A 25,635-nucleotide genomic window follows, 5' to 3' on the forward strand; every position below is an offset into this window, starting at 1 on the left:
ATCGAGTGAAAAATTCCCTGAAGGTAGAACGTAAGAAAAAGAAGATTACCCAAGAGCAACTTGCCGACCTAGTTGGCGTATCTAGGCAAAGTATTAATGCCATAGAACGCGGTAAATATACTCCGTCTACTGCCCTAGCTCTTAAGATTTCAGAAATCTTTAATACTACCGTAAACAAGCTTTTTGAGCTAGAACCTGTTGATTATCAGCATTAATTTTCTGTAAGCTGAATTTTTTCAGTGTGTTTTTACTAAATTCAATTCGTAAATAACACACAATGAAAAAGACACTCACAATTGCCTTATTGGCTATTATGGTTCTGTCTGGCCAATGTTTCGCACAAGACAGCTTTAGCCAAATCAAAATTACTTCAGTAGAAAACCTGGAACCAAGCAGGCTTGGTAATACCGAAGTCTATTTAGACGACTTCATCAAGTTTACTATTGATAACCCTGACTCCGTTGAGCTCAAAGAGCCACAAAGCCTCTTTCTTTATATTAACGGACACCGATTAAGCCCTTATCAAGCCAATTACATCACCAAAAACAGTGTTGTTTTTCAACTTTTTCCATCCGATACCCTCCGTGGACTCATGAAAAAAGAGATCAATAGTTGGGGAGAACATGAAGCCAAGGTGAGAATGAGCTTCGGAAATGCAACGGGTGAGCATGTTCAAATCGAGATACCTAATGTTACTATAGATTTTGATCCCAACTTTACAGTAAGAAGCTGGATTGGCAGAGGCATTATCTTACTCATCATCTTTATGTTCTTCGTTCTAGTGAAGAGGAATTATTTTCTCAAGGCAGTAGGCAGTTCAAAATATAGCCTTTCCAGAGTTCAGCTTGGATGGTGGACCATGATTGTTATTTGCTGTTACATTGCCCTTTGGTCGGATAGTGGCGTGTTGGTTCCGCTCACTACTGACACCTTAATTCTTCTAGGAATTAGTGCTGGTACAGCTGCAGCCGCACAGACCATAGACATTAACCGAGTTCAAACTTTAAAGTCTCAAAACCCTGCCGCTCCTGTTGAACCAGCAAATGCTGCTCATAAAGGCCAATCGTTCTTATTCCAAATTCTATCAGATCATGATGGAATCAATATCCAGCGATTCCAGAGTGTGGTTTTCACCTTCTTTATTGGGGTTTTCTTTGTTTTCGAAGTCATCACCAAGTTCGAAATGCCAGATTTAGATCCTGGAATTTTAGGGTTGATGGGCATTAGCTCTGCAACATATGCTGGATTGAAAACCAACGAGGGTAAGAATTAAACACAACACACATGAACTCTAAAAAGGTAAAAATCCTCAGTATTGATGGCGGAGGGATTCGCGGCATTTTACCAGGCACAATCCTCAACTACATTGAAACTGAACTTCAGCGAAGAACTAATAACCCGAATACACGGCTGGCAGATCATTTCGATTTAATAGCTGGAACCAGCACAGGCGGTATTCTCACGTGTACTTACCTTATTGTTGATGAAAATGGGCAGACAAAATATTCTGCAGCTGACGCTCTTAACATTTACCTAGAGCGAGGTGGAGATATTTTCAACCTACCATTTAGCCGAAAACTTTGGAGTCTCTTCGGAATTAGAAGACCAAAATATTCGGTCGACTCTTTGGAAAGTGCCCTTCACGACTACTTCGGGGAATCAATGACCGCAGACTTGAAGCGTCCTTGTATTATCACCTCTTATGATATTCGCGATAGAAAGGCAGTCTTCTTTAACAAAGTAGATGGAATCAATAATCCAGTTAGAAATTATAAAGTTCGCGATGTGGCAAGAGCCACTTCTGCTGCTCCAACTTACTTTAAACCCGCGAAAATAAAATCTGCTATAGATTCGCCTTTGGTTTTGGTAGATGGCGGAGTGTTTGCCAATAACCCTGCACTTTGCGCTTATGCGGAAGCAAGAACATTAGACTTTGCTAAACAGGACACACCAAGCGAAATCGCCTTTCCTAGCGCGGAAGATATGTTCTTGCTTTCTCTAGGAACCGGCACTGAACAACAGCCTTATTATTATGACAGCGCCAAAAATTGGGGAATGCTCAAATGGATTCAGCCAATTATTGACATTATGATGTCTGGAAACTCAGAAACGGTAGATTATCAGTTGAAGCAAATGTTCAAGGCAGTAAAGCATGAAGATTGCTATCATCGCATTCAACCAAGCTTGCATAATGCCAAATCTCAGATGGACGATGTTTCTCCTCAAAACTTAAAAGCTCTGCATGAAGCAGGGCTCGTTTACATCAGCAATAATGAAGAGAAGATCAGTAAAATAATCGACAAGATTTTGGAGAGTTAATCTCCATGCGCAGTAAGCACTAAACGCCTTGAACCACCGTAATTTCGGTGCTCACAAAGGTAAATTCCTTGCCAGGTTCCTAGGTTCAAACGGCCGTTGGTAATGGGAATAGTTACCGAAGGGCCAAGGAGCGAAGCTTTAATGTGCGAAGTCATATCGTCTGGCCCTTCAAAAGTATGCTGATAATGGTTTAAGCTTTCCGGCACCAAATAATTGAAGTGCGTTTCGAAGTCTTCGCGCACTGTTGGGTCAGCATTTTCATTGATGGTCAAGCTGGCCGAAGTATGCTTGATATGCACATGCAACAGGCCAACTTTCAGTTTTCTGATTTCATCAAAACTGGAAACTACTTCATGAGTAATCAGGTGAAATCCTCTTCCTTTTGAAGGAATTGATATTTCTTTCTGGAAATACATTAATCCATAGAGCCTTCTTGTAGCTTCTCGGCATTTTCTGCAATGCGCAAGTTCTCCACAAAATCGTCTAAATCTCCATCCATTACAGTTGGTAAATTGTGAACAGAGTAGCCAATTCTGTGGTCTGTAACTCTTCCTTGGGGATAATTATACGTTCTGATTTTGTCAGACCTATCGGCAGAACCAACTAATGATTTTCTTGCTCCGGCTATTTCGTCCTGCTGCTTTTTCAACTCCTGCTCATAAAGTCTAGAACGAAGTACAGTCAAAGCTTTGTCGTAGTTTTTGTGCTGGGAACGCCCATCTTGACACTCCACCACTATACCTGTAGGAATGTGAGTTAAACGAACTGCAGATTCCGTTTTGTTTACGTGCTGACCCCCCGCACCCGATGCTCTGTAGGTATCTTTTTTCACGTCTTTCATGTCGAGTTCTACATCAACATCTTCCACTTCTGGAAGCACCGCAACCGATGCTGCAGAAGTATGAACCCTTCCTTGTGACTCAGTTACCGGAACTCTCTGCACTCGGTGTACGCCCGATTCAAACTTGAGCGTACCATAAACATCTTCGCCCGAAACGCTGAAAACAATCTCTTTGAATCCGCCAGATGAGGCTTCGTTCAAACTGATCAATTCTTTTGTCCAGTTTTTGGTATCGATAAAGCGCTCATACATACGGTAAAGGTCACCCGCAAAAATCGCGGCCTCGTCTCCACCAGCACCAGCACGAATTTCCATAATCACATCCTTATGATCATCTGGGTCTTTCGGAATCAGCATTACCTTCAATTCCTCTTCTAACTCTTCTTTTCGAGTTTCAAGCTCATCTAGCTCAGCTTTAGCCATTTCACGGAAGTCTTCATCTTTTTCCGTTTTAAGCATCTCCTTAGTAGAATTGATGTTTGCGCTTACATTTTGATATTCATCAAAGTGCTTGACAATCTTTTCGAGGTCTTTGTATTCCTTGCTGAGCTTGGAATAGGCTTTCATGTCAGACATTGCATCGGGTTGTACAATGAGCTGACCCACCTCTTCAAATCTGTCTTTTATGGCCTGAAGCTTATCGATCATAGAATTAGTATTAGCCTGCAAAATTAACAAACAAATACAATAGCTGTTTACCTTTGTAAAAACATCCTTGAAGCAACATGCTCAGAAAGTTTTCTTTTTTCGCTTTTACTACTGCTTTACTATGGTCTTGTGGCGACCAAAAAATTGATACCACCAAAGCTCGTGAAGAAATGGAGTCTCGAGAAATTAAGGTGGTTTCCGATGCACAAATCATTGAACAGGCCATGAAGTTAGGTGGTGAGGTTGCTGAAAAATTTCAAGTAAGTGAAACTGAGGAGGGTTTCGAAGTTGCTTTCGGAACAGATTCGACCTATCAAAGCTCATTCTACCTTTTTGATGAAGCCAATGAGCTGAGCGGAAAAGAACTCCAACTTTTTCAGGCTTACAACTACAATCGGAAAAATGGAATTGCTTCAGAGCCTAATGTTCAAAAGTTAGAAGAAGGGAAGACATTACTTTATACGAAGCCCATGAGTTTTAAGGACTCAACTATTGGTATGTGGTCCATAAAGTTTAGCCGAAAACAGATTGTTCTCAGCATCGACTAAACTTCCTTGTACCGAAAGCAGTCAGTAGTGTGGTCATTCACCAACCCGCAAGCCTGCATATAGGCATACATAATGGTGCTTCCGACAAACTTGAACCCTCGTTTCTTCAAGTCTTTGCTCATGGCATCAGATTCCGGTGTAGTTGCTGGTACTTCTTTCATGCTCTTCCAAGCATTAACAATTGGTTTTCCTCCTACAAAAGACCAGATATACTTGTCGAAAGAGCCAAACTCCTTTTGAACCTCTAAAAATTTCTGAGCATTAATCACTGTACCTTGAACCTTCAGCCTATTTCGGATAATTCCGGGGTCGAGCAACAAGGCCTCCACTTTCTCTTGACTGAATTGTGCTACTTCTTCAGGGTCGAAATCTGCAAATGCAGCACGATATCCATCTCTTCTCTTAAGAATGGTGGCCCAACTTAAGCCTGCCTGAGCACCTTCCAGAATAAGAAACTCAAAGTGAACCCGATCATCATGAACAGGAACTCCCCATTCTTCATCATGATACTTTATATATTCGTCAAAGGTGTTTTCGCACCAAGTGCAGCGTTTTTTCATTTGTTGAGATTAAGAAAGATTAATTTCAGCTTTATCCCATCTTAAGGTCGGGTCAGTAAGTTTACAAAAAACGATAAGAAATGAAGCGATTAACACTCACTCTGTTCTTGACTTTAATGGTATTCTACACTCATGGACAAGGCTATGAACTACCAAAAAATGTTCAGGAACAAATCAAAAGAACTAGGGCAAAGCAGAATCACATTACACAGTTTCATATAGGGAAAATAAAAAGCATTGAATATAGTAGCGAACTCAGAGGTGAGTTTCTGAACGCCATCATCTTTGAGAAACAAGATGGTTCATATATGAAGTTATGGATTCCAGCAGCTCAAGGGGCTAACATACTTCCGTATTTGAAAATCGGTGAAAGCGCAGAAGTAAAAGTAACGGGAGATGAACTCTTATTAAGAAAGATTCAATTCAAAGACCGTAATATTCAAGAGACTGAAAGCCGTTTGAAAATTAAAATCAGCGGAATTGGAAACTTGAATTCCATTCTGACCTCCAAAGGTCTATATAGTGTTAAACAAGAGGCTCATGAAAATACCACAGAGCAATTCAATGGTTATGAGATTATACTCGATCAAAAGGTTATGTCTACTAACCGAGAAAAGAATCTCAATTATTGGTTTCTGTCAAATAAAGACACTTTATATGGGCCAAGAGCAGGAAATCTAAAGACTAATCTGAAAAGCGAAAGTATCTCTTACATCAGGCCAAAGCGTAATCAGCTTAGCGGGTATATCTACAAAAGCCAGAACACCTATAAAATCTCACCTGGCTTGTACAGAACAATAGGAAACGAAACCACTCCAATATCTACTATGGGCTTAACTGGCCTTTTCTTAAACAAGGAAAAAGGGTCGATTAAAGAAATTCTTGCGGACTTGACTGGTTTAGCAAGTAAGCTAGAAGTTGAAACAGATGAAGGCAACTTATACTTTCAGTTCGACCCGAAGAGCGCGGAAAAGGTATTTGAATTTATTCAGCAAAACAGAGAATACTTATATACTCTCTACTTCCATACATCTAGTCCCGATGCACATGCCAAAAGTGAAAAGAGAAACTACCTATATGCTATCGCAAATGGAACAGACACTCTTCGAATTTCAGGAAAGGAAGATTTTCTCGGAACCAACACAGCATATGAAGAAGTGCTAAGTAGTTATTCAGGAAGAATCACTGAAATTCATTATCCCAAAGAGGTAAACAAATCATCTACAGATCTTTACAAGAAAACAGTAGAAAATAGCTTCAGAAGTTTCATATTAAATGACTCTGTAGTTGTAATGATTCGAAATGTGCTTGCCTTGTCTTTGGCAGATTATATTGAAGAAGGAAAAAAAATTGAGGTTACTGGTTGGAAACGTAAATTGGCTGATGGTGAAATGAATTTAAAAAAGCACACAATTATACTTCCAAAGACAATAACCGTTGATGGGAAAATATTCGAAAACCAGCCTTACACTGATAAGTTATGAGAATTCTACTGGTTGAAGATGAAAAGAAGCTAGCCAGTTTCATAGAAAAAGGGCTACAACAGGAGGGTTACAACGTTTCTGTTAGCCACAGTGGGAGCACAGCTTTAGAAATGGCAGCCAGCCATAAGTTTGATCTAATATTGCTAGACATAATGATTCCAGGCCAGAATGGCTTTGAGGTTCTAAAAAGCCTCAGGGAATTTTCTATAGAAACTCCCATCATTTTTATCAGCGCACTTAATGAAAGCGAACATATTGTTAAAGGATTGGACTTAGGAGCTGTAGACTATATAAAAAAGCCATTCGATTTTGAAGAACTGAAAGCCAGAGTCAGAAACGTGCAGCGAAAGTTCATGAACAGTAGAATCAGCGTGCTTAGACTAGAGCAATTGGAGATAGACTTAATTCAACGAGAAGTAACAAGAGAAGGGAAACCAATTGAGCTAAGTAAAAGAGAGTTCTCCCTTTTGGAACTACTCATGCGCAATGCCAACAGATCTATCAGCAAATCGGAGATTATAGAAAAGATATGGGATGTAAACTTCGATATGGGCAGCAATGTAGTTGAAGTACACATGCATCAGCTTAGGAAAAAAGTGGACCGAGGATTCACAAAGGAACTTATAGAAACGAAAATAGGCTATGGCTACCGGATAAAAGGAGAGCTATCCAAACTGTAAATTGGTGGCAAAAAGTTATTTCAGAAGTCTAAAATTCAAAATTGCTGCAGGCTTTGCAGCCATATTCTTGTGTATCAGTTTTGTGCTCAATTTGCTGCTGTACACAACCTTAAGCAAATCGTTAGAGATTGCTTTTCAAAGCAATATTCTACTAGAAGCCAATGGAGTATTGGTTCAACTAAGAGACGACTATTTACAAATACCCGTTACTAATGCCGATCAGCCCATCCAAATCTGGCTTGGTAGTTCGGGAAGTGCAACAAAATTTTATGAAAGGACCGATTTTCCAGATGGATATGATGACCTTTTACCTCTCGTCATTGATCAGTTTTATACTCAAGAAAACAAGAACAGATTCACAATTGAATCAGATAGCTTAACATTCGGTTTCGTGAGAAACCCTTCTGAAACAGCACCAGACAGCGATATTATTGTCGTTTTATCTAAGAATAACCGAGAACATAAAGAGCAACTTTCCGCATTAAAGAACCGAATCATATTGAGTACTACAAGCGCTTGCCTTATTTCCTTGGCTTTATCGCTACTCTTTGCCCAAATCTCATTAAAACCAATAAACCTGCTAATTGAAAAAGCTAAGTCTATTAAGCCCTCCACTAATATGGATAGACTCCCAGAGTCCAAGACAGGTGATGAGCTTAGTCAGCTCTCTCAAACCTTCAATCAAATGATAGATAGAATAGAAGAAGGTATACAGAATCAAAGTCGGTTTTTCAATTCTGCCTCTCATGAATTAAGAACACCGCTAGCCAATATGCAGGCCGAACTAGAATTAGAGCTAGACAACCTAAAAAAGAAGAAAGCAGAATCAACTCTAAGAAGCATTCAGCAAGAGGTTACTCGAATGCAATTAATAGTTTCAGATTTTTTGATGCTTGCACAACTAGAAGCAGAAAGTATTTCTACAAGTAAGGAAACGCTTCGAATTGACGACTTGATTTATGATATGATAGACAAGACAAAGTACATGAGAGATAATTCTGGCGCCACTTTAAAACTAAAGATTGACCATAGAATAGAGAGCTTCAAATTTCTCGGTGATAAAGCTAAAATGGAAAGTTTATTTTCTAATTTGCTCATAAACGCTTACAAATTTGGTGATAACTCAGAAAGTATAAGTATGAATCTACACAGTGGCGAAGGCAGTTTGACCTTATCAATAGTTAACAATATCAGTCGCAAAAATCAACAAATGAAAGGCAATGGTTTAGGGCTATGGCTTTGCAAAAAAATAAGTGAAATACATGGCTTCCATTTATCTACCAAGCAAAGTTCCGATCGCTTTTCAGTTGAATTAACCATCCCCACTAATGCACATAACTCCCAGCATTGATATCAATGGTGCAACCCGTGGCATGGTCAGCTAAGCCAGAGGCTAAAAGCACAATCATTGGAGCAAGGTCTTGTGGTTCTGTGAGTTTGTTCAGCGCAATATCGTTCAGTGCATAGTCCTCTCCGTATAAATCCATAAAGTCTTGAGCCATATCGGTTCTCACAAAACCGGGAGCAATATTAAAGGCCGCAATGTTCTGCTTGCCATAGTATCTGGCTATCGAACGGGTCAAAGCTACAATGGCACCCTTAGAAGCACCATACGCCAGATAATCTCCGGTATCTCCTCTAAATGCTGCCCTTGATGATATATTAATAATTCTGCCTCCACCATTTTTGGTAAAGTGATCTATGGCCAGCTTACACAAAAGGCCTTGAGCGCGAGTATTAACGGCAAAAGTGTTATCCCAATCTTTTACCCAAGACTCATTAGAACCCTCCATATCTGATGAAATGGCAATACCAGCATTATTAACCAGCACATCAACCTTACCAAAATGCCCAACTACTTGCTCAAACAACCGAATGAGTGAATCTGTATTTCCAAGATCTGCCTGGAAAGCTTCTGAGTCCGCATTCAACTCTGCTAACACCTCATTGGCCTGAGTTTGATTAGAATTATAGTGCAGAGCCACCTTGGCTTCTGAGTCAGCACATGCCTTTGCAATAGCTGCACCAATACCTCTAGACGCCCCTGTAACCAAAACTACCTTTCCACTTAAAGAAATTTCCATGTCTTATCCGATTGAAGTGAATAAATTACATGCTTATCGTGAGCTTAAAAAAACATATTTACAGCAATTACGAATAAGCCTTAAACGACTCGCTATGAAGAAAACCTTTCTTTCTGCCGTGGCCATTTCTCTGCTAGCCACATCACTCTCTGCACAAACCGTCACTTTCGAGGAATACGATCCTCCGTCATCTTTAGTAGTGCCGGAAAACCCTGTTCAGAGAGCCAAGTTTCCTTTTATAGATGTGCACAGTCACCAGTGGAGAATGGGCGAAAGAGATTTAAATGCTTTAGCGGCAGAAATGGATGCACTCAATATGGGGTTGATGGTGAATCTTTCTGGCGGAAGTGGAAAAGCCATAGCCGATGCTATGACAAACATTCGAGCTAACCAGCCAGACCGTTTCGTGGTTTTCGCCAACCTCAATTTCAGCAACTTCGATGAAAACTGGGGAGAAAGGGCTGCAGCACAACTTGAAAGAGACGTTGAGCAAGGAGCAAGCGGACTAAAAATTTTCAAGAACCTAGGCCTTTCTGTGAATGATACTGACGGCAACCGAGTCGCAGTAGATGATCCTCGGCTGAATCCTGTTTGGGCTAAATGTGCAGAATTGGGTATTCCCGTGCTTATTCACACCGCAGACCCTAAACAGTTCTGGGAACCTTTCGATGCAAACAATGAAAGGTGGTTAGAATTGAAAACACACCCGAGAAGAAAAAGAGAAGATGATGATCCTGCTCCTTTCAAAACCCTGATTCAAGAGCAGCACAATGTTTTCAAAAAGCATAAAAACACCACATTCATTGCAGCACATATGGGCTGGTTTGCCAATGACTTAGCTCATTTGGGAGAGCTGCTAGACGCCATGCCGAATATGATAGTAGAAATAGGAGCCGTAATAGCCGAGCTCGGTCGCCAACCAAAAATGGCCAATTGGTTCTTCGAGAAATATCAAGACAGAGTGGTATTTGGTAAAGATGCCTATAACCCAGAAGAATACTTTACCTACTTCAGAGTGCTAGAAACCGAAGACGAATATTTCCCATACTACAAGCGCTATCATGCGTTTTGGAGAATGTACGGCCTCGGTTTACCCGATGAAATATTGAAGAAGCTATACTACAAGAATGCATTACGCATTATTCCTGGGCTAGACAAAAGTAAGTTCCCAAACTAATTGGTCTGCTCAATATCCCGATTCGGTAATTGAAAACCCTAATCCAATCATTTTCGGTTCTGGCTTGGCAGCAGAACACCTACGTTTGTAGTATGCAAACGAAGCTACATAAAGGTCAACAACTCATGAGAAGCATAATACTCTTTCTCGGAATAGGCATTGGTTTGCTGATTATTCTTAGTCAGGCAAAAGCACAAACTGCTAATCCATTTATGTATGGTGAAGTAGAAACCATTAGTGGAGACGTATATAAAGGCCCTATCAGGTGGGGTTCTGATGAGGTGTATTGGGCAGAGTTGTTCAATGCCACTAAGACTTCAAACGACTTTTTGAAGTTCCTTTCAAAGAGGCAAGTAGAACAGCTAAATCAAGAAGAAAGTGAAGGTTCCTCTTGGCTAGGAATCGATTTAGGTGCTTTAAGCATTTGGGAAGATAGATTTTCAAGAACATCTCACCAACTGGACATTCAATTTGGAGACATTAAAATTGTTGAACCTTCCGGCAGATCTAAAGCCAGGCTTACCCTTAAAAACGGAGTGATAATAGAAGCAGGAGGTAGTGGTTATGAAGATGTTGGTGGTAGCGTAGTCATTTACGATTTTGAACTTGGTGAATTCGCTGTTCGCTGGGACAGAATTAAACAGGTTCGTTTTACTTCAGCGCCTGCTAATTCTAAAAATGGTTTCGGAGAACCTATTTACGGAACTGTAAACGCAGGCAGAAAAGGTACTTTCAAAGGGATTATTCGCTGGGATAGCGATGAAAGGTTTCTAGACGAAATTCTGAATGGTGAAGACCGAGACGGGAAAAAAGATATTCCTTTCAGAAGTATTAAAAGCATCACCAAAAAAGGAAATGGGGTTGATGTAGTACTGAACTCTGGTAGAGAATTTTACCTCACAGGTTCTAACGATGTAAACCGAGAAAATAGAGGTGTGGTCATCTTCGACCCAGAAATTGGCAGAGTAGTAGTTCCTTGGAGAGACTTCTTCGACCTAGAAATAACACAACCAAAGAAAGAATGGACATTGGCTTATGATGATTTCAGTAGACCAAGTGGTATTTCTGGTACAGTGGTGACCATTGATGGCGAAGAACACACAGGGCTTCTGGCCTATGACTTAGACGAGGCTTGGGAGTTCGAAATATTAGATGGAAACGATGATGATGTAACCTATCAGATTCCTTTCAGACATATAAAAAACATCATCCCAAAAAACTACAACTACTCGAGTGTGATACTAAGAAATGGGACAAACCTCCTACTAGGTGGTGGAAGAGATGTGAGCGAGAATAATGATGGCATTCTAGTTTTCCCATCAAAAGACACCAAGCCTATTTATGTGCGATGGTCAAAGATCGATCAGGTGATTTTTGATTAAATTCTCACCGTGAAACTCAGCAGAAAGTTCATTATTCAACTCATTTTAGCATTGGTGTTAACCGGTGGAGTGTTCCTTACGCTCTATCTCACCAATGCTGAGCGTGAATTATACCTGACCGCAGGTTGGATAACACTGACCTTAGCGCTCATCTGGTTGAGCAATAGATTTCTGACTGTTCAGCTTGATAAAAAAATGCCTTGGTTAAAGTTTGGCAACAAACGCTTTTACTGGCAATTGAGCCTAGGGATTCTGATTTCCCTTTTAATTATTAACATCAGTTATCTGGCACTCAAGTTTGGCCTTACGGTAGACCCGCCAAATCAGTCTCAGATGCTAACCATGAATGTGTTGGGAATTTTGGTGCTGCTACCTACCATCTCCATCAACTTCGGAATTCAGTTTTTGAGTAACTGGAAAACTGCCCAACTCAACTCTGAAGAATTTCAAAAAGAAACCGTTAAAGCAGAGCTAACCACGCTTAAAAACCATCTAGACCCACATTTTCTATTCAACAACCTCAATATTTTGTCTTCCCTGATCAGTAAAGACAAAGACCTTTCGCAAAGTTATTTAGAGAAGTTTGCAGATGTGTACCGAAATATACTTCAGAGCAGCAAAGAAGAGCTGGTTACCCTACACGATGAATTGTGCTTCATTGCCTCATACCTTTACTTATTAGAGATTCGTTTTGAAGACACTATTCAGACATTTATTGATGTTGAAACGCCCGACCACAAAAAGTATCTGCCTCCACTTACATTGCAAATGCTTATTGAGAACGCCATTAAGCATAATGCCATTTCTGAAATAAGACCGTTGAAAATTCACATCTCCAGCCAAAATGGATTCATTGTAGTCAAGAATAATTATCAGCCGAAAAAGCTAGAAATTAAAAACAGCAATAACTCCGGGCTAGAGAACATTAAGAAGAGATATTCTTACTTTACCAATAAGAAGGTTCAGGTATTTCAGAACCCTGAGAACTTTATTGTGAAGATTCCGCTGGTAGAACTGGACGATTAAACATGAAAGTAGTTGTATTTGAAGATGAAAAGCTCGCGTCTGAGCGATTGATTGAATTGATTCAAGACTTGCGGCCTAACGCTGAAATTCTTGCTTCGCTGAAGTCGGTTGAAGCTGGGCTAATGTGGCTTCAGAACAATGAGGAGCCAGATTTGATTGTCAGTGATATTCAGTTGCTAGATGGTTCTAGTTTCGAAATCTTCAACCAACACCCTATTAAATGCCCGGTCATTTTCACCACTGCTTATGACGAATATGCCATCAAGGCGTTTCAGGTAAACAGTGTTGACTATCTGTTAAAGCCAATTCAAAAACAGAAACTGGAAAATGCACTGCAGAAGTATGATGAGCGAACTTCCAGTAGCAGTTCCCAGTCATTAGATATCGATAAAATTCGAGAAGCTATTCAGGGAAGCAACGTTCAGTACAAATCACGTTTTTTGGTGAAGTATGGCCAACGAATAAAGGCCATTCCTGTAGAACAAATCGCCTATTTCTACTCGCAAGATAAGCTTACTTATTTGGTGACTTTTGAAGGCAAAAAGCTACCGCTCGACCAAACTTTAGAAGAACTGGAAACTGTGCTTAACCCAGATAACTACTTCAGGGTCAACAGAAAATTCATCGTTCATTTCGATTCGGTAAGCGATATTCATCCATATTTCAAAGGCCGAGTTAAGCTAGATCTTCAGCCTGAATCTGGTGAAGACATTGTGATCAGCTCCGATAAAACTCCGCTGTTCAAGCAGTGGTTAGATCAGTAGGCTGAATCTGCCATTCCGGTTCGGTAGTCTTTCCTCCCGATTCAGTTTAAGCATTCCCCGATATAACTAAAGCTCATTGGTTTACGCTGGTTTTTGAAACAGTTTTGACCTGTCAATTAAAACAAAGGTCATGAACTCAAAATTTAAAACAGCAACACTAACACTTCTCATGCTCATCATTTCAACCAGCATGAGCGCAAACGAAGGATTTATCTACGGAAAGCTTACTACCATTGATGGCGATGTTTACACAGGTCAGATTCGCTGGGGAAAAGAAGAAGCTTATTGGACAGATATCTTCAACGGAACTAAAGAAGACAATGAAAACTATCGCTATTTAACTAGAGAAGATAAGGAAGCACTCAGGGATAAGTCTAGAGACAGAAACCGTTGGGGAAACGTTTGGGTCAGCTGGGGCAACGATCGAAATAGATATGAAACTACTCATGAGTTTCAAGCCAGGTTTGGCGATATCTCTAAAATTGAAATCACCAGAAGATCGGAAGTAAGAATTACCCTGAGAAACGGTGATGAAATATATGTGGAAGACGGCTCTAACGATTTCGGTGCAGAAGTTAGAGTAATGGATAAGGAATTAGGCGAAACCAGTTTCCGTTGGAGCAGAATTGAATCTATAGAATTCATGAATACTCCATCGAATTTAAGTTCAAAAATGGGAGAAGCCTTATACGGAACTGTTCAGTTCTACGGTGGCGAGCTTACAGGAGTAATTCAGTGGGACCACGATGAAAGACTCTCTACAGATATTTTGGATGGAGATACAAGAGATGGTGATGTGCAGATTGAATTCGGAAACCTTACTTCTATAGAAAGAGAAGGTTCGGGTAGTAATGTAGTTACCAAATCGGGAAGAGAAATGTACCTAAGAGGTTCCAATGATGTAAACTCAGGAAACAGAGGTATCATAGTAACTACAAGCTTCGGCAGAGTAGATATTCCTTGGAGAGAGTTCAAAAAAGTCACTTTTAATGACGCACCAAATAGCCTTAAAAAGTATTCAGACTTTGCTGGAATGAAAAAGCTTTCTGGCTCGGTTTCTACTACTAATGGCGAAAAGTTATCAGGTGAAATCATCTTCGATTTGGATGAAGCCCTTACTTTCGAAATGCTTCAAGGAAAAGATGACGATGTGGAGTACATCATCCCATTCGAGTCTATCAAAAGCATCACTCCTAAAAACTGGGACTACTCAACCGTTGTATTAAAAGATGGAACAGAACTTACTCTTGGTGACGCCAGAGATGTTAATGAAGACAATGACGGTGTGCTAGTTTTCAGCGGAAGTGGAGATCCTAAATTCGTTATGTGGGAAGACATTAAGGTAATATCCTTCAATTAAGGTCTGAAGGTTAAGAACTCTTCATAAGTCTATTGCTTAGAGGTTGCGTTTGGTCACGCGGCCTTTTTTACGCTAAAAACTAAAAAGGAAATAAAAAAAGATAACCACCCAGGCAGCATCTACAAAATGCCAACAATTAGAAAGTAGCTTAAACTTTACTTTTTGATAAGGATTTGTGGAATACAGCAAGTGCTTCACAACGTCTTTAGACGTGCTATGAGCCTCTAGGAGAAGATACAGAAGAAAAATCATCATCCCAGCCATGTGGATAACATGCAATCCGGAAATCACATATAAATAGGCTCCAGAGCGTTCTCCTGTAAATAAAATATTGCTGGCTTGCAGCTCCTTCCAGCCCGTTATCTGAAAGCAGGCGAATACCAACCCAAGTAAAAAGGTTATTCCCAACCACTTCTTTATACTTTCTAAATCATCGGCCAAATAGGCCGGCATTACTCTAGTAACCGAGTAACTAGAAAGCAACAACACAAAAGTGCTGATGATAAAGGACTTTGGGAATTCCATTTTTAAGAACTCAGCTTGTAGGGGCTGCGATAAAGTAAAGGCAACTATAGTAAACAGGAAAATAACCGCGCTACCTATCATGCCAACATATACCAGCACTTCGTGCGGGTGCATCTGCTCCATTTTATTGAAAGCCTCTTTTCTCAGGTCTGGTCTTTCTTTTTGCCTTTTCATTGCGCCTTTAACACTTAAATAAACGAAAGGGTTATGTATGGAAACAATTAATTTACTTCAGTGGTTTTTAGCCTTTCGACTTACCTAGCCGATTATTCATACATTTGCAACCCATTTACTTATTAGCGCTTGAAGGTCAAAGATTTCATAAAGATTTACAGAGAAGAACCAGTGGTTCAAACCATTGCGGAAAAGATAAAACCCAATGAAACTTCTCACATTAAGCTGAAGGGCTTAGTGGGTAGTTTAGATGCAGTAATTGCAGCATCGGTTTATCAGCTCAATAAGCAAACCTGCATCTTTGTAATGCACGATAAAGAAGAGGCTGCCTACTTTCAAAACGATCTCCAAAACCTGTTAGGAGAGAAAGAAGTGCTTCTCTTCCCCACTTCTTATAAAAGACCTTACCAGTTCGATGAAACAGAGAATGCCAATATTCTCCAAAGGGCTGAAATTCTCAACCGAATTAACCACAAGGCCTCAACAGGTGAGTTAATTGTTACTTATCCGGAAGCGCTAACGGAAAAAGTAATCAATAAGAAATCACTCAACAAGAATACGTTTTCGGCCAAAGTAGGGGAGAATCTAGACGTAGCCTTTCTTACCGAACTACTTCAGACTTACGATTTTGAGCCAGCCGATTTCGTTTATGAAGCTGGCCAGTTTTCAGTGAGAGGGGGAATTGTAGATGTCTATTCTTACGCTCATGACCTGCCTTACCGTATTGAGCTCTTTGGAAATGAGATTGAAAGCATTAGAACTTTCGACCCTGTTTCTCAGCTAAGCCAAGATAGCATTAAAGAAATCAATGTGATTCCTAATGTGCAAACACGCCTGCTGGAAGAAACACGCCAATCTTTCCTAAGCTTTATTCCTAAAAACTCGAAAATCTGGTTCAAAGACTATCAGCAAACGCTCGATACCATTGAAAAATACTTTCAGAAAGCGACAGCCAATTTCGATGAAGTTCTCTCTGTAACAGATACTCAAGTGGTGCTCAGCCCTGCTGAATTATTTGAAGAAACCGAGACCTTTGAAAAAGAACTAGATGGCTTTCAGCAGATTGAATTTGGCAACCGCTTTTACTTAAAAACGGATTTTGAGCTTCAGTTTGAAGCCGAGCCACAAACGTCTTTCAATAAAAACTTCGACCTGATTGTTGAAAACCTTGGCCAATGGCAGATGAGAAACAGCAATTTAATTATTGCTGCCGAATCATTGGCTCAATTCAACAGATTAGAAACTATTTTCAAAGAGCTAGACCCAACACTTGAGGTACAAGCCCTTAATATTGGCTTGAGAAGCGGTTTTATAGACAAGAATCGAGAGGTGCTCTGCTATACCGATCATCAGCTTTTCGATAGGTTCCATAAATACAAAACGAAAACCAAGCACTCTAAATCTAAAGCACTTACGCTGAAGGAGTTGCGATCGTTGCAGCCTGGAGATTACGTTACGCATATAGACCATGGTGTGGCACGTTTTGCTGGTATGGAAAAGGTAGATGTGAATGGCAAAATGCAAGAAACCATCCGTTTGGTCTATCGCGATGATGATTTGCTTTATGTGAGTGTTCACTCCATTCACAAAATCTCTAAATATACTGGCAAGGAAGGAGCTCCACCTTCTATCAGTAAACTCGGTTCACCAGAGTGGGAGAACAAGAAAAAGCGTGTTAAAGGGAAGGTCAAAGACATTGCCAAAGACCTGATTAACCTTTATGCCAAGCGAAAAGATGCACCAGGTTTTGCTTTCTCGAAAGATGGGTACATGCAAGCAGAACTAGAATCTTCCTTCATTTATGAAGATACGCCAGACCAAGCCAAGGCAACCGAAGACGTAAAAGCTGATATGGAGTTACCGCACCCGATGGATCGACTAGTATGTGGCGATGTAGGTTTCGGTAAAACAGAGGTGGCTATTAGAGCAGCATTTAAAGCAGCGGTCAATGGAAAGCAGGTCGCTGTACTTGTGCCAACAACTATTTTGGCCATGCAACACTTCAGAACTTTCTCTGAGCGTTTGGCCGACTTCCCAATTAAGGTTGAATACATTAACCGCTTCCGAACTACTAAACAGATTAAGGATACCTTAAAGCGGGTTAAAGAAGGAAAAACAGAGATTTTGGTCGGAACTCATCGCATTGTAAACAAAGATGTGGAGTTTAAAGACCTTGGTCTTTTGATTATAGACGAAGAGCAAAAATTCGGGGTAAAAGTAAAAGACAAGCTCAAAGAATTTAGAGTAGATGTTGACGTTCTGACCCTAACAGCGACCCCAATTCCAAGAACACTTCATTTCTCACTTATGGGTGCGAGAGACCTGAGCGTTATCGCCACTCCTCCACCAAACAGACAGCCAGTAACTACTGAAATCCACACTTTCAATGACGAATTGATTCGTGATGCTGTAAGTTTTGAGTTAAAGCGAGGAGGGCAGGTATTCCTAGTCCACAATAGAATCAATGATATTGAGCAGGTAGGTAATATCATTCTAAGATTAGTGCCTGACGCAAGAATTGGCATAGCACATGGCCAGATGGATGGCCCCTTGCTAGAAAAGCGAATGGTAAAGTTCATTGAGGGCGAATATGATGTATTGGTTTCTACCAACATTATTGAGTCTGGACTTGATATTCCTAACGCCAACACCATCATCATCAATCACGCACACATGTTTGGACTTTCAGACCTGCACCAGATGCGGGGTAGAGTTGGACGATCAAACAGAAAAGCTTTCTGCTATTTGCTTACACCTCCAACTATTGGCCTGACAAGCGATGCAAGAAAGAGGTTAAGTGCCTTGGAAGAATTCTCCGATTTAGGTGATGGTTTCAAGGTAGCTATGCGAGACCTTGATATTCGTGGAGCAGGAAACCTTCTTGGTGCTGAACAAAGTGGGTTTATCTCAGACCTTGGTTTTGAGATGTACCATAAAATTCTGGATGAAGCAGTTCAAGAACTGAAAGAAACCGAGTTCAAAGACCTGTTTACCAAAGATTTGGTGAAAGAAGCCGCACAAATAGTGGCTCAAGACTGTACTATAGAAACAGATCTGGAGATTCTAATCCCAGACAGTTACGTATCAAATACTACCGAAAGAATTGGCCTTTATGCCAAGCTAGATAACATCAAGAATGAAGAAAAGCTTCAGAAGTTTATTGTAAACCTAAAGGATAGGTTTGGCCCAATTCCTGAGTCGGTTCAAGAACTGATTGAAACCGTTAGACTACGTTGGTTAGGAGAAAGGCTCGGTTTTGAAAAGTTAACCTTGAAAAATGAAAACATGAAGTGCTACTTCGTGCCTTCAGAAAAAGAAGCTTACTTCCAATCAGAGACATTCGGAAAAATCATCGCTTATGTTCAAGGCCAGCCAAGGCGTTGTAAAATGAAGGAGTACAAAACCAGACTAATTCTTACAGTGAACAATGTTTCGGATGTGAAACAGGGAATTGAGTTTTTGAAGTCTATTTAGACTCCAAATCATGCTCCTTAAGAAAGTCTTGAGTTTCCTTCAAATAGGCATTAATGCTTCCCATTACCAAACCCAGCTGGAACTGGAAGCCCTTGACGTTGGCAAGAAATTCTGGACTTTCTGTGTGGTGAGTACTGGTTGTTAGGTCACTCATGGCATCAAAAACATCTAGTGCCTTTGTAGAGTAGAACTCTTGTGTATTATAGATCTCAGCCAATTCCATATTAATATCGAAATCAATAAAAGTCATTGACTGGTTATTGATAGCAACATCCAGAGCTGCTCTATTGAGAAATGAATAGTCGAAATTCAGACTAAACTCACCTTTCTCCCCCTTTTCCTCAAAAGCGGAAATCCAGCCTCTCATAAATATTAAGTCTTTAGTGATTTTGGCAGAGTCTAACAAAAGATCTTCTCTGTTGTCCTTAATCTCTGCGATTATATTCTCTAAAGATTTCTCGGCAAGTCTATTATTTAAAGCATCTTGACGCCATTCTGTCAAAGCCATGGCTAAAACCACCGCTACGACAATGGATAAAAATTCAAAACTTGCTCTTCGAAAATCGACCTTGGATGCCATCAGAAGCTCATTAAATCCTTGAATTTAAGAGTTTGTCTTCTTGAAACATCTATTTCTTCGCCACCCTTGAGGTAAATACGCAAGCTTCCACTAAACCAAGGCTCAATTCTTTCAATCCACTTGAGGTTGATGATCTGCTGTCTATTGGCTCTAAAGAATGTTTTATCGTCTAATCGAGATTCTAGGTAGTTTAGAGTTCTGGTAATCATTGGTTTGGAATCACCAAAGTAGACCGTGGTGTAGTTTCCACTTACTTCAAAAAGCCTGATATCTGAAAGCTGAACAAACCAGCATTTCTCACCATCTTTCACAAACACCTGATCGTGAATAGTGAGCTTATCATCTCCGTTTTCTTCTTCCTTTTCCTTCTTCTTAATTTTATCAAACACCTTAGAAACGGCTCCAGCCAAGCGCTGCTTTTCTACAGGCTTCACTAAATAATCAAGGGCATTGTACTCAAAAGCCTTTAAGGCGTGCTCATCATAAGCCGTTGAGAATATAATTTCTGGTACACTTTCCAGCTCTTCTAACAAATCGAAGCCACTTTTGCCCGGCATTTGAATGTCTAGAAATACTAAGTCAGGTTTTAGCTCTGCAATTTTATCTAGTGCTTCATCTACGTTGGCCGCTTCACCTATAATGTTCACATTATCGAACTCTTTAAGCAGTCTTTTCAGCTCATTTCTGGCTAGGCGCGAATCATCTACAATTAGTGTCTTCATAATTTATTTGATTGGAACTTTAACGGTGGCACAAACCATTTTTTCATTCATATTTTCAACCGTCAGACTGGCTTTTTCTCCATAAAGAAGTCTAAGCCTTTCTTTGGAATTATTTATACCGATTCCCCTTCTGCGCTCTCCTTTAGTGCCATTCACCTTCATTTGACCGGTATTTTTAACATAAATATTCACAAACTCTTCACTTAGTTTAGACTCAACTATTATCTCTCCACCATTAGGTAAATTATTAATTGAGTGTTTAATCGCATTTTCTACCAAGGTTTGAATAATCATAGGCGGAATCATAATTTCCTTAGATCCCTTATCTATGTTAATCCTATAAGTTAATCGTTCTTCTAACTGAATAGCTTCTAGGTTAAGATAGTCTTTTACTACCTGAAGTTCCTTCTCGAGAGATACCTTTTCATACTGATCGAACTGGATGGAAAATCTTAGTAAGTCAGAAAGATGAGTAATAGAATCTCTTGCCCTTTCACCATCTTCTGCCACTAGAGACCGGATATTATTCAGGCTGTTGAAAATAAAGTGAGGGTTAATTTGTGCTTTTAGCGCATTGAGTTCAGCATCTTTAACAGAAGCGGATAGTTTCCACTTTTCAATTTCAAACTCTCTGGTTTTCTGCATGTATTGATAAGCAAAATATAAGGCCGACCAGCTAATGAAGTAAATAACAAAGCTGACCATATAGCTAAACAGAAAAACGAAGATTTTTCCCGGAGAAAAGTTCTTAGCCGTTGCTTCTCTAATAAGCTCCATTACCTCTTCATCTACACCTTCTATTGGCGGAATTCCTAGAAGCGCATCCATGGCAGAAGGGTCTGAGCGTACCATTAAAACGAAGATACCTATTAGCGCAGCTAGAGAAAGTACCGTCATTATAAGGCCCTGCAACAAACTGGCTAAAAACACTTTAGGGACAAGTCTCGGAACCTTAATGTCTTTCCAATTTCTTTTCTTAACAAACTTTCTGTAGAGGTGACTTATAGAAACCCCAAGCAAAAGAGAAATGAAGTTGGCTCCAAAAGCTTGAAGGAATGGTATAATCATTACCATCGTCAAGAAATTGGTAAGCATAAGACCTGACCAACCGCCAAACTGCAGCAACCAATACAGCTTATTCTTATTCATAATTCAAAGAAAGCTTATTCCAGTCAAGTAAGGGTCAGTTATTGACTGAATGGTTTAATGAACTGATCAACTGATTTAGATGGGCTTGAGGCACTTAAAGAAAGATTAAATAATCATTAACAAAGCTAGAAGTATATCATCACCAGTGATTTAAGGAACAAATCTCTGTAATTTTGAAAATAATTAGAGTCAAACTGGCGTTGAGGATGTGAATCTGAGTGCCAGATTGTGATAGATTTGTTCATAAGCTTATATTAGCATGTTCAAGTTTCACCTGGACATAGGAAATTAAACGATGATGAAAACACGCGTGGGTCAATTAAAGTCGGGTTTACTGGGAGTGGCTGTGCTATTCTCAGCAACATCTTGCTCCCTGCTGGGGCTAGGAAAAAAAGACAATGTTAGTGCCACCACTGGTGCTGAATATGCCACAGAAAAAAGCCTTTTAGGCTATAGACCATATGACGATCAGGAATTACCAAGCCCTCCGGGTATGGTGTTCATTCAAGGAGGTAGAACCATTTTGGGCTCCTTTGAACAAGATCTTTACGGTTCTAGAGACAATATTGAAAGAACAGTAACGGTGAATTCATTCTTTATGGATGAAACTGAGGTAACCAACAGTAACTGGAAAGAATATGTGTTCTTCCAATTCAACCCTCAAGACATCCCTGTTCCAAAATCTACAAATATCATCGATCCGGATGATCCAGATAATGCCAACTTAAGTACGCCTCCAGCACAGTGGATTCCTGATTATACAGGACCAACTCATAGCAAGAGCAACCCACAGAACTATGAGGACATTGTTCCTTCAGACGATGTTTGGGCTAGTGACTTCTCTTTTAATGATGTTTATGCTGAAAACTACTACAGCAACCCTGGTTTCAATAAATACCCAGTAGTAGGAGTTTCTTGGAGACAAGTAGCAGACTTCTGTAAATGGAGAACGGACTTCGTAAACTTGAGCCTTATCTTCGATATGGACTATGAAGACCTTCCGGTAGAGTTCACGGATGAATTCATTATTAAAGATGAGACTTCTGGTGAGTACCAATTAGCTATTGGTGGTCAACCAATAGGAGATGTTAATAGTGGCCAAGGCCAGCAGATTGAAATTGCCGATTTCGATGAATTTCAGCAAGAAGTTGTAGAGTACATCAACCTACCTGAAAACAGAAGAAGATTCATAGAAAGAGGAATTTATCTTCCTGATTTCCGACTACCTAATGAAGCAGAGTGGGAATACGCTGCTAAGGCAACCGTAGGAACTGTTTACCTAGATGAAAATGAAGAATACGGAAGAATTTACCCTTGGGATGGTAGAGGTGTAAGAAACCCTTACGGTAAAAAGAGAGGTGAATTACTAGCTAACTTCAAAAGAGGTAGAGGTGACTATGCTGGTATTGCCGGAAACATTAATAACGATGCTTCAGTAATTCCTGAGCCTGTAGGAAGCAGAGAGCCAAACGACTTCAACCTGTTTAATATGGCAGGAAACGTGAGTGAGTGGGTATTTGATACTTACAGACCACTTTCTTTTGGAGACTTTGACGACCTTAACCCTGTTAGAAAAGACGGGACTAATGACCCAGAAACCGATTACGGTTGGGAAACACTAGACTCTAAAGATAGTGTTGCTGCTAATCAAAATCTTGAGTACAGATCTTTAGTTAATGACAGAGCAAGAGTTTACAAGGGTGGTTCTTGGAAAGATGTTGCTTACTGGATGGCTCCAGGTACTAGAAGATATTTGGACCTTGACAGATCTACTAACACCATTGGTTTCAGATGTGCTATGATTTCAATCGGAACTCAGCAGTTGGACCAGTCCAACGGTTTCTTAGGCATTGGTGGAAGAGAATAAGGAATTCTATTCAATAGATATTAAAGGTGGCCTCGGTCACCTTTTTTATTTTACACCAGCCATTACCGCTATACTCAGGTTTTTTATACCAGCCCTAAGCAGTGGTTCTGCACAGGCAATCAGGGTAGAACCAGTAGTCAGTACATCATCCACAAGAAGCACACTTTTATCAGATAGGTCTTTGCCTCTTTCAACTTGAAAAATACCCTCAACATTCTGAATTCTTCGAACCTTAGATTTCCTCGTTTGAGATTCAATGTATTTATTTCTAATAAGCAGATCTTCTCTCTGTTCAACCTTTAACACCTCAGATAAACCAGAGCCAAAAGCTGCAGCTTGGTTATACCCTCTTTTCTTTAGTCTTTCTGTATGAAGCGGAACAGGTATTATCATGTCGAAGCTATCGGAATAACCGCCCAGTAGTAAGTCATGACCAAACCATCTGCCCATCATCACTCCAATTTCTCTATTGTCGTTATACTTTAAATCATGCAGAACATGCTGCATAATTCCATTCTTAATAAAGTAAGTATAAACTAAAACATGAGCTATGGGAACTACTCCATCAAACTTGTCCTTAAATATGTGGTCTTGCAGTTTGTAAGTATTAGTCTTCGGTAAATTGTAATGACATTTAGGACATATATATTTGCTGCCCTTTGGAAGAGGGTCATCACAGCCCAAACACAGATTCGGATAAATAAGAGATAAGAAATCTGTAAAATAGTTGTGTAGGTTCATTTCCAACAATATAATTAAATTAGAAATGAGTATTATTCAAAATTTCAATGAATACAGAGCTGAAATGAACGAGAAGATCATGGCAGCTGATAATAAAGTGCTCAAGCGTATCTTTAATTTAGATACCAATGCTTTTGCCGAAGGTGCTCTAGACGTTAAAACCAAGGAAATTGTAGGGCTTGCCTGTTCGATGGTTTTAAGGTGCGATGACTGCGTAAGATATCACTTAGGCAAATGCCACGACCTCAAACTCTCATCTGCAGAAGTATATGAAGCTTTCTCTATTGCCAACCTTATTGGTGGCACCATAGTAATTCCTCATTTGAGAAGAGCCGTAGAATATTGGGAGGCACTACAAGAAGAAAATGTATAAAAAAGATCTAGAACTTCATGTGAGGTGGGCTAAGTTGATGACTTCGCTCAAAGACACTATCGGTAAAAGGCCGAAAGACCTAAATGGAGTTCTGTTTCTTATTGGAGTCCAGGAACTAGGAAGGGGCCCTCAAACTTTTAGCAAGGAAGAGAAGCAAGACCTAATGCATATAGCAATATGCAAGGTTTTGAGCTATTCTGGCTATTATGAGCTACAAAGTGTAGATCAAGAAGGCTGGCCTCATTGGAGTGCCGTTAAGAAATTACCCAAGTTTGATCTATTGGATCAGGAAAAGCTTCTCAAAATGCATGTGCTAGAATATTTTGAGAAGGAATACGAATTAAAAATCGAAGCATGAAAATTATCTCCTACAACGTAAATGGAATTAGAGCTGCCTTAAGAAAAGGTTTTAGAGAATGGTTGGAAGAGGAAAACCCTGATATTCTTTGTTTGCAAGAACTTAAAGCGAATCCAGAACAAGTAGAGGACTTTTATGAAGACTTGGGTTACCAGATGTACTGGGAAAATGCTGAGAAAAAAGGCTATTCTGGAGTAGGAATACTCACTAAACACACTCCGCTTCACGTGGAACACGGCTGTGGAAACCCTTTGTATGATAATGAAGGCAGAGTATTACGAGCCGATTACAAAGACTTTTCTGTTATGTCGGTTTATATGCCTAGTGGTACTAGCGGAGACATACGCCAAGATTTCAAATATGAGTGGTTAGACTTCTTCCAAACTTATGTGGATGAGCTCAGGAAAGAAGTACCGAACCTTATTATTAGTGGAGATTACAACATAGCACACAAAGAAATAGACATTCATAACCCCGTATCTAATAAGAATTCTTCAGGCTTTTTACCTGAAGAAAGGGCTTGGCTCACTCAATATGTAGAATCTGGATTTGTAGATACGTTCAGAGAATTTAATACGGAGCCACATCAATACTCTTGGTGGAGCTACAGAGCAAATGCCCGTGCCAATAATAAGGGATGGAGAATTGACTACCACATGGCCACCGAGCCTCTAAAGACAAGGCTAAAATCTGCTACAATTCTGCCTAATGCATTTCATTCAGACCACTGCCCGATAGTACTAGAAATTGACTAAACAGAAACTTTATTAGCCTGTTTATCAATTGTTTTACAATCCTT

Annotated in this window: 26 protein-coding genes; 17 read left to right on the forward strand and 9 right to left on the reverse strand. The window is 40.0% G+C overall.

Annotation, left to right across the window (positions count from 1 at the left end; genetic code table 11):
* The first annotated feature begins 5 nt into the window (after positions 1-5).
* From T7867_RS06245 to T7867_RS06255, 3 genes are all read left to right on the forward strand, one after another.
* Positions 6-215 carry a helix-turn-helix transcriptional regulator gene (locus T7867_RS06245; RefSeq protein WP_068216895.1) on the forward strand — a complete coding sequence of 70 codons (210 nt, stop codon included), beginning with the start codon at positions 6-8 and terminating at the stop codon, positions 213-215.
* 62 nt (positions 216-277) lie between these two features.
* Positions 278-1,273: a hypothetical protein gene (locus tag T7867_RS06250; protein ID WP_322299976.1), complete on the forward strand. Its 996-nt coding sequence runs from the start codon at positions 278-280 to the stop codon at positions 1,271-1,273.
* Positions 1,274-1,284: 11 nt separating this feature from the next.
* Entirely contained in the window at positions 1,285-2,319 is a 1,035-nt protein-coding gene (locus T7867_RS06255; protein ID WP_273514443.1) for a patatin-like phospholipase family protein, read from the forward strand.
* On the opposite strand, the gene T7867_RS06260 is transcribed toward T7867_RS06255, so the two are convergent.
* Positions 2,316-2,735 (reverse strand): secondary thiamine-phosphate synthase enzyme YjbQ, encoded by a 420-nt coding sequence (locus T7867_RS06260; RefSeq protein WP_068216906.1) that lies wholly within the window; start codon positions 2,733-2,735, stop codon positions 2,316-2,318. The genes T7867_RS06255 and T7867_RS06260 overlap by 4 nt on opposite strands.
* Positions 2,735-3,808, reverse strand: a complete 1,074-nt coding sequence (gene prfA, locus T7867_RS06265) for a peptide chain release factor 1 (RefSeq protein ID WP_068216908.1) — start codon at positions 3,806-3,808, stop codon at positions 2,735-2,737. The genes T7867_RS06260 and prfA overlap by 1 nt, the downstream gene beginning before the upstream one ends.
* A 77-nt stretch (positions 3,809-3,885) precedes the next feature.
* Here prfA and T7867_RS06270 point away from each other — a divergent pair, with 77 nt between their 5' ends.
* Complete coding sequence (locus T7867_RS06270; RefSeq protein WP_068216914.1) at positions 3,886-4,356, forward strand: hypothetical protein; 471 nt, start codon at positions 3,886-3,888, stop codon at positions 4,354-4,356.
* Here the strand turns inward: T7867_RS06270 and T7867_RS06275 are convergent.
* Positions 4,353-4,916 (reverse strand): DNA-3-methyladenine glycosylase I, encoded by a 564-nt coding sequence (locus tag T7867_RS06275; RefSeq protein WP_068216915.1) that lies wholly within the window; start codon positions 4,914-4,916, stop codon positions 4,353-4,355. The two genes, T7867_RS06270 and T7867_RS06275, sit on opposite strands and share 4 nt — an antisense overlap.
* Before the next feature lie 80 nt (positions 4,917-4,996).
* On the opposite strand from T7867_RS06275, the gene T7867_RS06280 reads away from it, so the two are divergent.
* Genes T7867_RS06280 through T7867_RS06290 form a run of 3 tightly spaced genes read left to right on the forward strand, consistent with a single transcriptional unit; the run spans position 4,997 to position 8,431 of the window.
* Positions 4,997-6,400 (forward strand): hypothetical protein, encoded by a 1,404-nt coding sequence (locus T7867_RS06280; RefSeq protein ID WP_157717524.1) that lies wholly within the window; start codon positions 4,997-4,999, stop codon positions 6,398-6,400.
* Positions 6,397-7,080: a response regulator transcription factor gene (locus tag T7867_RS06285; protein WP_068216919.1), complete on the forward strand. Its 684-nt coding sequence runs from the start codon at positions 6,397-6,399 to the stop codon at positions 7,078-7,080. The genes T7867_RS06280 and T7867_RS06285 overlap by 4 nt, the downstream gene beginning before the upstream one ends.
* Positions 7,081-7,084: 4 nt before the next feature.
* Complete coding sequence (locus T7867_RS06290; protein ID WP_185101194.1) at positions 7,085-8,431, forward strand: sensor histidine kinase; 1,347 nt, start codon at positions 7,085-7,087, stop codon at positions 8,429-8,431.
* Here the strand turns inward: T7867_RS06290 and T7867_RS06295 are convergent.
* A complete protein-coding gene (locus T7867_RS06295; protein ID WP_068216922.1) occupies positions 8,406-9,164 on the reverse strand; it encodes an SDR family NAD(P)-dependent oxidoreductase in 759 nt (252 codons plus the stop codon). The genes T7867_RS06290 and T7867_RS06295 overlap by 26 nt on opposite strands.
* Positions 9,165-9,258: 94 nt before the next feature.
* On the opposite strand from T7867_RS06295, the gene T7867_RS06300 reads away from it, so the two are divergent.
* The 5 genes from T7867_RS06300 to T7867_RS06320 all read left to right on the forward strand — a co-directional run bounded on the left by T7867_RS06300 (position 9,259) and on the right by T7867_RS06320 (position 14,873).
* On the forward strand, positions 9,259-10,341 hold the full coding sequence (locus T7867_RS06300) for an amidohydrolase family protein (RefSeq protein WP_068216923.1): 1,083 nt from the start codon (positions 9,259-9,261) through the stop codon (positions 10,339-10,341).
* Positions 10,342-10,466: 125 nt separating this feature from the next.
* Positions 10,467-11,723: a hypothetical protein gene (locus tag T7867_RS06305; protein WP_157717525.1), complete on the forward strand. Its 1,257-nt coding sequence runs from the start codon at positions 10,467-10,469 to the stop codon at positions 11,721-11,723.
* 9 nt (positions 11,724-11,732) lie between these two features.
* Positions 11,733-12,749, forward strand: a complete 1,017-nt coding sequence (locus tag T7867_RS06310; protein ID WP_068216926.1) for a sensor histidine kinase — start codon at positions 11,733-11,735, stop codon at positions 12,747-12,749.
* Between the two features lie 2 nt (positions 12,750-12,751).
* The gene (locus T7867_RS06315; protein WP_068216928.1) at positions 12,752-13,513 is read left to right on the forward strand and encodes a LytR/AlgR family response regulator transcription factor; all 762 of its coding nucleotides are present in this window, start codon (positions 12,752-12,754) and stop codon (positions 13,511-13,513) included.
* Positions 13,514-13,643: 130 nt separating this feature from the next.
* Complete coding sequence (locus tag T7867_RS06320; RefSeq protein WP_068216938.1) at positions 13,644-14,873, forward strand: hypothetical protein; 1,230 nt, start codon at positions 13,644-13,646, stop codon at positions 14,871-14,873.
* A gap of 72 nt (positions 14,874-14,945) precedes the next feature.
* Here the strand turns inward: T7867_RS06320 and T7867_RS06325 are convergent, their stop codons facing one another.
* Positions 14,946-15,572 (reverse strand): cytochrome c oxidase subunit 3, encoded by a 627-nt coding sequence (locus T7867_RS06325; RefSeq protein ID WP_068216945.1) that lies wholly within the window; start codon positions 15,570-15,572, stop codon positions 14,946-14,948.
* Between the two features lie 129 nt (positions 15,573-15,701).
* Here T7867_RS06325 and mfd point away from each other — a divergent pair, with 129 nt between their 5' ends.
* Complete coding sequence (mfd, locus tag T7867_RS06330) at positions 15,702-19,046, forward strand: transcription-repair coupling factor (RefSeq protein ID WP_068216947.1); 3,345 nt, start codon at positions 15,702-15,704, stop codon at positions 19,044-19,046.
* On the opposite strand, the gene T7867_RS06335 is transcribed toward mfd, so the two are convergent.
* From T7867_RS06335 to T7867_RS06345, 3 genes are read right to left on the reverse strand one after another with little or no spacing between them, the layout of a single operon-like run.
* Positions 19,039-19,626: a hypothetical protein gene (locus T7867_RS06335; protein WP_068216949.1), complete on the reverse strand. Its 588-nt coding sequence runs from the start codon at positions 19,624-19,626 to the stop codon at positions 19,039-19,041. The two genes, mfd and T7867_RS06335, sit on opposite strands and share 8 nt — an antisense overlap.
* Entirely contained in the window at positions 19,626-20,348 is a 723-nt protein-coding gene (locus T7867_RS06340; RefSeq protein WP_068216952.1) for a LytR/AlgR family response regulator transcription factor, read from the reverse strand. The genes T7867_RS06335 and T7867_RS06340 overlap by 1 nt, the downstream gene beginning before the upstream one ends.
* 3 nt (positions 20,349-20,351) lie before the next feature.
* Positions 20,352-21,497: a sensor histidine kinase gene (locus T7867_RS06345; RefSeq protein WP_068216954.1), complete on the reverse strand. Its 1,146-nt coding sequence runs from the start codon at positions 21,495-21,497 to the stop codon at positions 20,352-20,354.
* Between the two features lie 295 nt (positions 21,498-21,792).
* Here T7867_RS06345 and T7867_RS06350 point away from each other — a divergent pair, with 295 nt between their 5' ends.
* Positions 21,793-23,364, forward strand: coding sequence for an SUMF1/EgtB/PvdO family nonheme iron enzyme (locus T7867_RS06350; protein WP_068216962.1), 1,572 nt, complete (start codon positions 21,793-21,795; stop codon positions 23,362-23,364).
* A gap of 45 nt (positions 23,365-23,409) precedes the next feature.
* On the opposite strand, the gene T7867_RS06355 is transcribed toward T7867_RS06350, so the two are convergent.
* The gene (locus tag T7867_RS06355) at positions 23,410-24,105 is read right to left on the reverse strand and encodes a ComF family protein (RefSeq protein ID WP_084375567.1); all 696 of its coding nucleotides are present in this window, start codon (positions 24,103-24,105) and stop codon (positions 23,410-23,412) included.
* A 25-nt stretch (positions 24,106-24,130) separates the two neighbouring features.
* Between T7867_RS06355 and T7867_RS06360 the strand changes: the two genes are divergently transcribed.
* Genes T7867_RS06360 through T7867_RS06370 form a run of 3 tightly spaced genes read left to right on the forward strand, consistent with a single transcriptional unit; the run spans position 24,131 to position 25,591 of the window.
* Positions 24,131-24,478, forward strand: a complete 348-nt coding sequence (locus tag T7867_RS06360) for a carboxymuconolactone decarboxylase family protein (protein WP_068216966.1) — start codon at positions 24,131-24,133, stop codon at positions 24,476-24,478.
* The gene (locus T7867_RS06365; protein WP_068216968.1) at positions 24,471-24,836 is read left to right on the forward strand and encodes a hypothetical protein; all 366 of its coding nucleotides are present in this window, start codon (positions 24,471-24,473) and stop codon (positions 24,834-24,836) included. The genes T7867_RS06360 and T7867_RS06365 overlap by 8 nt, the downstream gene beginning before the upstream one ends.
* Entirely contained in the window at positions 24,833-25,591 is a 759-nt protein-coding gene (locus T7867_RS06370) for an exodeoxyribonuclease III (protein WP_068216970.1), read from the forward strand. The genes T7867_RS06365 and T7867_RS06370 overlap by 4 nt, the downstream gene beginning before the upstream one ends.
* Positions 25,592-25,635: the final 44 nt, after the last annotated feature.

The organism is Roseivirga spongicola, assembly GCF_034376045.1.
Lineage (GTDB): Bacteria > Bacteroidota > Bacteroidia > Cytophagales > Cyclobacteriaceae > Roseivirga > Roseivirga spongicola.

Bases quoted from the DNA above. Each gene is read 5' to 3' on its own strand.
- T7867_RS06250 (WP_322299976.1), top strand. From the start codon at position 278: ATGAAAAAGACACTCACAATTGCCTTATTGGCTATTATGGTTCTGTCT.
- T7867_RS06255 (WP_273514443.1), top strand. From the start codon at position 1,285: ATGAACTCTAAAAAGGTAAAAATCCTCAGTATTGATGGCGGAGGGATT.
- T7867_RS06260 (WP_068216906.1), bottom strand. From the start codon at position 2,735: ATGTATTTCCAGAAAGAAATATCAATTCCTTCAAAAGGAAGAGGATTT.
- prfA (WP_068216908.1), bottom strand. From the start codon at position 3,808: ATGATCGATAAGCTTCAGGCCATAAAAGACAGATTTGAAGAGGTGGGT.
- T7867_RS06270 (WP_068216914.1), top strand. From the start codon at position 3,886: ATGCTCAGAAAGTTTTCTTTTTTCGCTTTTACTACTGCTTTACTATGG.
- T7867_RS06275 (WP_068216915.1), bottom strand. From the start codon at position 4,916: ATGAAAAAACGCTGCACTTGGTGCGAAAACACCTTTGACGAATATATA.
- T7867_RS06280 (WP_157717524.1), top strand. From the start codon at position 4,997: ATGAAGCGATTAACACTCACTCTGTTCTTGACTTTAATGGTATTCTAC.
- T7867_RS06285 (WP_068216919.1), top strand. From the start codon at position 6,397: ATGAGAATTCTACTGGTTGAAGATGAAAAGAAGCTAGCCAGTTTCATA.
- T7867_RS06295 (WP_068216922.1), bottom strand. From the start codon at position 9,164: ATGGAAATTTCTTTAAGTGGAAAGGTAGTTTTGGTTACAGGGGCGTCT.
- T7867_RS06300 (WP_068216923.1), top strand. From the start codon at position 9,259: ATGAAGAAAACCTTTCTTTCTGCCGTGGCCATTTCTCTGCTAGCCACA.
- T7867_RS06305 (WP_157717525.1), top strand. From the start codon at position 10,467: ATGAGAAGCATAATACTCTTTCTCGGAATAGGCATTGGTTTGCTGATT.
- T7867_RS06315 (WP_068216928.1), top strand. From the start codon at position 12,752: ATGAAAGTAGTTGTATTTGAAGATGAAAAGCTCGCGTCTGAGCGATTG.
- T7867_RS06320 (WP_068216938.1), top strand. From the start codon at position 13,644: ATGAACTCAAAATTTAAAACAGCAACACTAACACTTCTCATGCTCATC.
- T7867_RS06325 (WP_068216945.1), bottom strand. From the start codon at position 15,572: ATGAAAAGGCAAAAAGAAAGACCAGACCTGAGAAAAGAGGCTTTCAAT.
- T7867_RS06335 (WP_068216949.1), bottom strand. From the start codon at position 19,626: ATGGCATCCAAGGTCGATTTTCGAAGAGCAAGTTTTGAATTTTTATCC.
- T7867_RS06340 (WP_068216952.1), bottom strand. From the start codon at position 20,348: ATGAAGACACTAATTGTAGATGATTCGCGCCTAGCCAGAAATGAGCTG.
- T7867_RS06345 (WP_068216954.1), bottom strand. From the start codon at position 21,497: ATGAATAAGAATAAGCTGTATTGGTTGCTGCAGTTTGGCGGTTGGTCA.
- T7867_RS06350 (WP_068216962.1), top strand. From the start codon at position 21,793: ATGATGAAAACACGCGTGGGTCAATTAAAGTCGGGTTTACTGGGAGTG.
- T7867_RS06355 (WP_084375567.1), bottom strand. From the start codon at position 24,105: ATGAACCTACACAACTATTTTACAGATTTCTTATCTCTTATTTATCCG.
- T7867_RS06360 (WP_068216966.1), top strand. From the start codon at position 24,131: ATGAGTATTATTCAAAATTTCAATGAATACAGAGCTGAAATGAACGAG.
- T7867_RS06365 (WP_068216968.1), top strand. From the start codon at position 24,471: ATGTATAAAAAAGATCTAGAACTTCATGTGAGGTGGGCTAAGTTGATG.
- T7867_RS06370 (WP_068216970.1), top strand. From the start codon at position 24,833: ATGAAAATTATCTCCTACAACGTAAATGGAATTAGAGCTGCCTTAAGA.